The sequence below is a fragment of the Flavobacterium sp. ZB4P23 genome (assembly GCF_003970375.1).
In the GTDB taxonomy this organism is placed as follows: domain Bacteria; phylum Bacteroidota; class Bacteroidia; order Flavobacteriales; family Flavobacteriaceae; genus Flavobacterium.
On record NZ_RYDK01000011.1, the window covers coordinates 1 to 7592 of the forward strand.

Below are 7592 nucleotides of genomic sequence, written 5' to 3' on the forward strand. Positions count from 1 at the left end.
TAAATGCATAATCATATTTTACTTTTTTTTCCATAAAAAATGCCCCAAATAGTGTCTAACTTTTTGGGGCATGTCCATATTGCGGGCTTTCTTGTGAATTATAATTGAACCTCAAAATAAAGACAATGGTATTTTGACACTATTCTTGTTTAATTTATTTATTTGCTTGTACGCAATCGTACCAAACAAAAAACCGACACAGATTCCACAGATTTTCAATAAAAAAATGTCTAATTTGTAAAAATATATGAAATGTGTGTCAAAAAATATTTCTTACGTAGAACTACAGACAAGCATACTTCTTTATTAAACCATGGCCGGGTAATCAGTATATCCTTTCACAGTATCCGTGTAAAACGTGCTTTGATCTGGTTTACTTAATGGAGCATCAGTCTCAAAACGAGCCACTAAATCCGGATTTGCAATAAAGGGAACTCCATAAGCAACAAGATCTGCATACCCATCTTCAAGCACTTTGATTCCCATTTCTTTTGTAAACCCTTTATTGATGATTAATGTTCCTTTGTAAAACGGTCTGAAATGCTTAGCTACTTCAGTAACAGCAAAAGGTACATCATCAACCGGCGTAAAAGGCTCCGTCAAATGCACATACGCTAAACCATAGTCATTCAAACGGTTTACAATATATTCATAAGTAGGAATTGTCTGTTCATCTAACATCATTCCCTGCGTATTATGCAGGGTAGGATTCAATCGAACACCCACTTTAGAATAATCAATAACACCGGCTAAAGCATCTAGAATTTCAAAAAGGATTCGGGTTTTATTTTCTATTGAACCACCATATTCATCGGTACGATTATTGGAATAACCATTAAAAAACTGTTGTAGTAAATAGCCGTTGGCAGCGTGCAATTCGACACCATCAAAACCCGCCTCAATAGCATTTTTAGCTCCATTTTTAAAATCTAAAACGGTTTGTTTTATGTCTTCAATAGTCATTTCTTTTGGAACAACAGTGTCTACAAAACCGTCTTTTGTGTAAGCTTTTGCATACGGATTCAAAGCGGATGGCGCATGTGGTAATTCGCCATTATGCAAATCCGGATGCGACAACCGTCCCGTGTGCCACAATTGTGCAAATATAGTTCCTCCTTTTTCGTGAACTGCTTTTGTAACCAGTTTCCAACCTTCGGTTTGTGCTGCACTGTAAATTCCGGGCACATTGATAAAACCCACTGCTTTTGTACTCACAAAAGTTCCCTCGGAAACAATTAAACCTGCTGTAGCTCTTTGTGTATAATATTCTGCCGTAAGTGCAGTAGGAACATTACCTTCATTATTAGAACGGCTTCTGGTCATTGGAGCCATCACCATTCGATTTTTTAAAGTACTGCTTCCTAATGTATAGGGTTGAAATAAAATTGATTTACTCATTTGATTTTTGTTAAAAATTAGTGTTTTATTAAATTAAATACTGGCTTTCAAACCAATACTTGTAAATAGAGTTAAAATAGTGTTTAAGGTTTCTTGCTCATTTCCTTTCAAAAGAAGGGAATCGTTAGAATCATACGCTGATTCGTTGCTCAGAATAACTTTAGAAAAAGGAAACAAATGCTGTAATTTATCCAGTGTACTTTCGGAATTAATCACCTCCATTTCGTTTCCCAAAATAAGTACGATTTTACCCGTTGCCACTTTTTTGATTTTTTCAATAAGAGTAACATTTGTTGCCACATCATTTGAAAGTATAATAATATCTGCCTCCCAACTTGCATTGGTTGGACAAATCATCATTTCTACATTTGCCTTCGGATTCTCTGAAATAATTTCGGTATACACCTCCAAAAGTGTAGCGGCTTTTTGATCAAATAGCAAAACGGGATTGGTTTTGGCAATTTGCTTTGCTAAAACAATACTATTGGTTACTGAAACTCCTAGGACTGCAAATGTGGTTCTATTTGACATCGACTTATATTTACAGGACAAATTTAAGGCTGTATTGCAAAAGTTTTCGTTGATGTAAAACAAGAAATTCTATTGATCTATGTCAATTAAAATGAACTTCGATTGTTAATTTGTTTGCGAACCCGACTCAATGTTTCCGGTTTCAGACCAAGGTAAGAGGCGATCATGTGTTGGGGTACACGTTGAACAATTCCGGGATAAGCAATTCCTAAATTGGTGTATTTTTCTTCGGCGGTTTCTGTTAAAGTCGAATTTATTCTGGCTTGATTGGCGATGTAGGCATTTTGCAAAAGCAAGCGTTGGTATCTTTCAAACATGGGGACTTTATCCATTAAAGCTTCTCTTGCCGATGTTGTCAGCAAAAGCAGTTCAGAATCCTCCAAGGCTTCAATCGTATAAATAGAGGAACTATTTGTTAGAAAACTGGACAAATCTGCGATCCACCAGCCTTCAATTGCAAATTGTACGATGTGTTCATTTCCTTTTTCGTCGATGGAAAAAGAGCGCAGTATTCCTTTTTCAATAAAGGCATTGTAGACACAAATGTCTCCTTCTTGCAACAGGATTTGTTTTTTGCGTAATCTTTTAGGGATAAAAAAAGTTTTACACAACTCCATTTCTTCCTGAGTCAGTATCACTTTTTCCTGAATGCTTTTGAATAATTGTTGAAACATGGTTGCAAGATACTAAATAATCAAGAATTCTTAAAAATAGTATTGCTGCTAAAAAAACAATCCTTGATAACTATTGATAAATCTAAAAATGGAAGTCTGTATAAATCAAAATATCTGACTACCTTTGCCCAGTCTAATTTTAACACACAAATGAAACCGAACACACAACAATTAAACGATTTAACAATCCAAGTCAGAAGAGATATTCTTCGAATGGTACACGCTGTCAACTCAGGTCACCCAGGTGGTTCTCTAGGTTGTACTGAATTCCTTGTCACTTTATATCAAAATATAATGGAACGCAAAGAAGGTTTTGATATGGACGGTATTGGAGAAGATCTTTTCTTTCTTTCAAACGGGCATATTTCACCTGTATTTTACAGTGTTTTAGCTAGAAGCGGTTATTTTCCAGCAGCAGAACTAGCTACTTTCCGTTTGATCAATTCAAGACTACAAGGACACCCAACTACACATGACGGCTTACCAGGAATACGTATTGCATCTGGTTCTCTTGGACAGGGATTATCAGTAGGGATTGGTGCTGCTCAAGCAAAAAAATTGAATGGTGACAACCATATTATTTATACACTTCATGGTGATGGTGAATTACAGGAAGGTCAAAACTGGGAAGCAATCATGTATGCTGCTGCAAAAAAAGTGGACAACCTTATTGCTACAATCGATTTAAACGGAAAGCAAATTGATGGAACAACTGACGAGGTTTTAGCCATGGGAAGTATTCGTGCCAAGTTTGAAGCTTTTGATTGGGATGTTTTAGAAATTGAAAAAGGAAATGATATCGAAGCTATTATTGCCGGAATGAATGATGCCAAATCCAGAACTGGAAAAGGAAAACCAGTTTGTGTATTGTTGCACACTGAAATGGGTAATGGGGTAGATTTTATGATGTACAGTCACGCTTGGCACGGTAAAGCGCCTAATGATACGCAACTTGAAATTGCTTTAGGCCAAAACTACACAGCAGCAGAAAGCGACTACTAATCCCCACCTAGCCTCCCCGAAGGGGAGAAACAGCTACAGAATCATTAAATAAAAATTTAAAACCCTATTTACCCCAATAGGAGCTCCCCTCCTTTGGAGGGGTTGGGGGAGGAAAATGAAAAAATATACAAATACAGGAAGTAAAGATACACGTTCGGGTTTTGGAGCGGGAATGACTGAATTAGGTCAAAAAAACGAGAATGTTGTGGCACTTTGTGCAGATTTAATTGGTTCTCTTAAATTTGATGATTTCAAGAAAAATCACCCAGAACGTTTTTTCCAAATTGGAATTGCAGAAGCCAACATGATTGGAATTGCTGCCGGTTTAACTATTGGAGGAAAAATTCCTTTCACGGGAACTTTCGCTAATTTTTCTACGGGAAGAGTGTACGACCAAATTCGTCAGTCGGTTGCGTATTCAGAGAAAAACGTGAAAATTTGTGCTTCACACGCCGGATTAACTTTAGGAGAAGATGGTGCAACACACCAAATCCTGGAAGATATTGGTTTAATGAAAATGTTACCGGGAATGACGGTAATCAATACGTGTGATTACAACCAGACAAAAGCGGCTACATTGGCAATTGCGGATCACCACGGTCCTGTTTATTTGCGTTTTGGTCGTCCGGTTGTGCCTAACTTTATGCCCGCTGACGAACCTTTCGAAATAGGAAAAGCGATTGTTTTAACGGAAGGGACTGATGTAACTATTGTTGCTACGGGACATTTAGTTTGGGAAGCTCTTATCGCAGCTGAAGCATTAGAAGCACAAGGTATTTCTGCTGAAGTAATCAATATTCACACGATCAAACCATTAGATGAAGAAGCAATTTTGAAATCATTGGAAAAAACAAAATGTATTGTTACCGCTGAAGAGCATAACATTCTTGGTGGTCTGGGCGAAAGCATTTCTAGAGTTTTAGCTTTGAACAGCCCATTACCACAAGAATTCGTGGCAGTGAATGACAGCTTTGGAGAGTCCGGAACACCAGAACAATTAATGGATAAATACAAATTGAACAATCAAGCGATTGTTGAAGCGGTTCAAAGAGTAATGAAAAGAAAATAATAGCTTCCTTTTACTTATACAAAAAAAAAAATCCAGTTCAAATTGAACTGGATTTTTTTTGATTTGTATGTTTTAATTGCATTTTACTAAATGTCTTTTGATTCTTGCCGGATCAGTAGTATTTCCGTTACAGCTTGGGATAGATTCAAATGGGATTAAAACGCCATTAGCATCCGTGATTTCCGTTCTGGTACTCACACTGTCTCCATCATCATCAGTATCTAAAAAGTTTGGAATTCCATCTCCATCCGTATCATCCGGATTTATAACTCCTGTCGCTAAAACGCGCATATAACCATCGCCGTCAAGATCTTCTTGAAAATTCATGATTCCATCACCATCTGAATCCAGTCTGTTAATTTCGTATAATTTAAAACTAAAAACTAGAGGTGCGTAAGAAGGAATCGATCCACTTCCTGAATTATAATATCCTAATCCAGAAGGCAAAAACATTACTCCTGCTCCAAAATCTCTGTAAGATACGGTCCCATCTGTATTAGAATCGTAAGTCCCAGTCTTAAATTGCGGAAAAGTTTCGCCCCATCCTACTACTGTAGTAAGCAAACTAAAGAATTGTTGTGGGTTTTTTACCACCTCAAACTGAGTAGCAGAAAGTGTCGTAACTTCCGAAACCGTGGTTCGGGATAAATAATCTCCTTTGTAAGAAGCCAATACCGCATCAGCATTAGTAGGAGATTTGCCCGCTCCCTCTCTAAGCACTAAATAATACAAGGTATACGTTATATCATGAAGTTTGACATCTCTACTCAAAAGTTTAGGAAAGGTTGTTTTATCTTTATAAGACCAGATAGAGGGCTGGCTACCTCCTGCAGGAATTTTTGTATAGCTAACGTCCTGGTCGTCCGGGAAACCGGCGTGATTTACAACTGTGATATAATAGTTTTTTAAATATTCTTCGATATCCGTTAAATCAGTCGCATATTGCACTGCGAAATCTCTAGGCGGTTGAATTTCAGCAGCCTCATCCTTTGAGCATGAAAATAAAGAGATAGTTGTAATTAATAGAATAAAATAATACTTAAATTTGTTCATTATAGCTAATTTTTTTAAGTGCGCAAGATACAATATTGATTGATTTTTGTAAACAATTTAACTCCTATTTTAGAAAATTTATGAGAATAGATAAATATTTATGGTGCGTGCGGTATTATAAAACCCGAAATATGGTTACTGAAGCCTGCAAAAAGAATCACGTAACCGTTAACGGTCTTGTTGCCAAGCCTTCTAAAGAAGTTTTCGCTACTGACAAAATCACGTTTCGGAAAGACCAAATTACCCAAATAATCACCGTGTTGGATATCCCGGAAAATCGTGTCGGAGCAAAACTGGTTGATATTTACAGACGAAACGATACTCCGGCAGAAGCGTATCAACATTTAGAATTACTAAAACTATCAAAAGAACATTATCGAAAGAATGGCACGGGAAGACCTACCAAAAAAGATCGAAGAGATATTGATGAATTTCTCCCCTCCCCGACCCTCCCCGAAGGTGAGGGAGACTAGCCTTAGTAAATTAAGTACAATCCCGAATGAACTTTATCAAACACAATTCTCACCCCAGAGTTTTGAATGTAAGATAAGTGACAAATAAAAATTAAGTAAAACATCGAATAACCTTTGCCAGTCCTAGCTCCCTTCCCTTCGGGGAGGGTTGGGGAGGGGAATATAAAAATTTTAAATAATGAGCAAAAATATCATCTTAACAAATCAGGAAATTGATCACAAAATAAAAAGAATTGCCTACCAAATATATGAAACTTTCGTAGATGAAGAGGAAATAGTCATTGCAGGAATCGCCAGTAATGGTTTCATTTTCGCAAAAAAAATAGCCGCCGTCCTGGAAACTATTTCCCCTCTTAAAGTTGCACTATGCGAAGTGCAGATCAACAAACAAAACCCTCAATTACCCATTCATACTTCGTTATCAAAAGAACAGTATACCAATAAAGGTTTAGTTCTGGTAGATGATGTATTAAACTCCGGAACGACACTTATCTATGCCGTACGACACTTTATAGATGTTCCTTTGAAAAAATTCAAAACCGCAGTGCTTGTGGATAGAAATCACAAAAAGTATCCTGTAAAAGCAGATTTTAAAGGAATCTCGCTTTCTACTTCGTTATTAGAGCACGTACAAGTTGTTTTTGATGAAAACGATACTAATTATGCGTATTTAAGCTAAAAGAGCCACAATATCCTGCGCAGTCTGATCGATTGTTTTAGCATCAACCACAACTTTATATTGCGCTTGGTTGTAATAAAAGCTCCTGTCAAAAAGGTGTTTTGCTATGAACTCTTTCATATCTTCAGGACTTTTATCCGCAATCAGTGGACGCTTACTTACATTAAAAGCCAATCTGTTCAATAACGTTTCAATAGAAGCCTTTAGATAAATAGAAACAACATTATCTCCTTTTAGCAACTCATGATTATTGGCATAACAAGGAGTCCCTCCACCTAAACCTATAATACATGATTCGGGAGCGTTTAATAATTCGATAAAAACTTCGTGTTCTACCTTTCTAAAATAAATTTCTCCATGCTTTTCAAAAATGGCATTTATAGACAAATTCATCTTCTCTACTATCTTTTCATCCAAATCTACAAAAGGAAATTGGATAATTTTGGACAACTTATTTGCAATTGTAGACTTACCACACCCCATATAACCTAATAAAATTATTTTTTTCATCTGAATAAAACCTTACAAATTAAGGTGTTGAGTAATTTTGTTTAAAAAAGACAAATTTATAATAAAATTGCTTGGAAAACTCCAAAATAAGTCCTTATATTTGCACCCGCATTCAAGGAAAGAAAATGACTCGATAGCTCAGTTGGTAGAGCACATCACTTTTAATGATGGGGTCCTGGGTTCGAGCCCCAGTCGGGTCACAA

Annotated in this window: 9 protein-coding genes and 1 tRNA gene; 5 read left to right on the forward strand and 5 right to left on the reverse strand. The window is 36.7% G+C overall.

All coding sequences use genetic code 11. The features are described from left to right. Positions 1 to 306: 306 nt before the first annotated feature. The 3 genes from EKL99_RS14290 to EKL99_RS14300 all read right to left on the reverse strand — a co-directional run bounded on the left by EKL99_RS14290 (position 307) and on the right by EKL99_RS14300 (position 2603). Positions 307 to 1398 carry an alkene reductase gene (locus EKL99_RS14290; RefSeq protein ID WP_126460826.1) on the reverse strand — a complete coding sequence of 364 codons (1092 nt, stop codon included), beginning with the start codon at positions 1396 to 1398 and terminating at the stop codon, positions 307 to 309. Positions 1399 to 1431: 33 nt separating this feature from the next. Continuing rightward, complete coding sequence (locus tag EKL99_RS14295) at positions 1432 to 1929, reverse strand: hypothetical protein (RefSeq protein WP_126577168.1); 498 nt, start codon at positions 1927 to 1929, stop codon at positions 1432 to 1434. A gap of 86 nt (positions 1930 to 2015) precedes the next feature. Next, positions 2016 to 2603, reverse strand: a complete 588-nt coding sequence (locus EKL99_RS14300) for a Crp/Fnr family transcriptional regulator (RefSeq protein WP_126455733.1) — start codon at positions 2601 to 2603, stop codon at positions 2016 to 2018. A 150-nt stretch (positions 2604 to 2753) separates the two neighbouring features. Between EKL99_RS14300 and EKL99_RS14305 the strand changes: the two genes are divergently transcribed. Both EKL99_RS14305 and EKL99_RS14310 read left to right on the forward strand, forming a co-directional pair. Beyond that, positions 2754 to 3605, forward strand: coding sequence for a transketolase (locus EKL99_RS14305; RefSeq protein WP_126556365.1), 852 nt, complete (start codon positions 2754 to 2756; stop codon positions 3603 to 3605). Positions 3606 to 3720: 115 nt separating this feature from the next. Beyond that, a complete protein-coding gene (locus EKL99_RS14310) occupies positions 3721 to 4674 on the forward strand; it encodes a transketolase family protein (protein WP_126515735.1) in 954 nt (317 codons plus the stop codon). 72 nt (positions 4675 to 4746) lie between these two features. On the opposite strand, the gene EKL99_RS14315 is transcribed toward EKL99_RS14310, so the two are convergent. Continuing rightward, complete coding sequence (locus tag EKL99_RS14315) at positions 4747 to 5727, reverse strand: FKBP-type peptidyl-prolyl cis-trans isomerase (RefSeq protein ID WP_126460814.1); 981 nt, start codon at positions 5725 to 5727, stop codon at positions 4747 to 4749. Positions 5728 to 5807: 80 nt separating this feature from the next. Between EKL99_RS14315 and EKL99_RS14320 the strand changes: the two genes are divergently transcribed. Continuing rightward, on the forward strand, positions 5808 to 6200 hold the full coding sequence (locus EKL99_RS14320; protein WP_126460811.1) for an RNA-binding S4 domain-containing protein: 393 nt from the start codon (positions 5808 to 5810) through the stop codon (positions 6198 to 6200). A 178-nt stretch (positions 6201 to 6378) separates the two neighbouring features. Next, positions 6379 to 6879 (forward strand): phosphoribosyltransferase family protein, encoded by a 501-nt coding sequence (locus EKL99_RS14325; RefSeq protein ID WP_126455725.1) that lies wholly within the window; start codon positions 6379 to 6381, stop codon positions 6877 to 6879. Here EKL99_RS14325 and EKL99_RS14330 read toward each other — a convergent pair. Next, on the reverse strand, positions 6871 to 7389 hold the full coding sequence (locus EKL99_RS14330; RefSeq protein WP_126577169.1) for a shikimate kinase: 519 nt from the start codon (positions 7387 to 7389) through the stop codon (positions 6871 to 6873). The two genes, EKL99_RS14325 and EKL99_RS14330, sit on opposite strands and share 9 nt — an antisense overlap. A gap of 127 nt (positions 7390 to 7516) precedes the next feature. Between EKL99_RS14330 and EKL99_RS14335 the strand changes: the two genes are divergently transcribed. Beyond that, positions 7517 to 7589 (forward strand) — tRNA-Lys (locus EKL99_RS14335). Positions 7590 to 7592 lie beyond the last annotated feature (3 nt).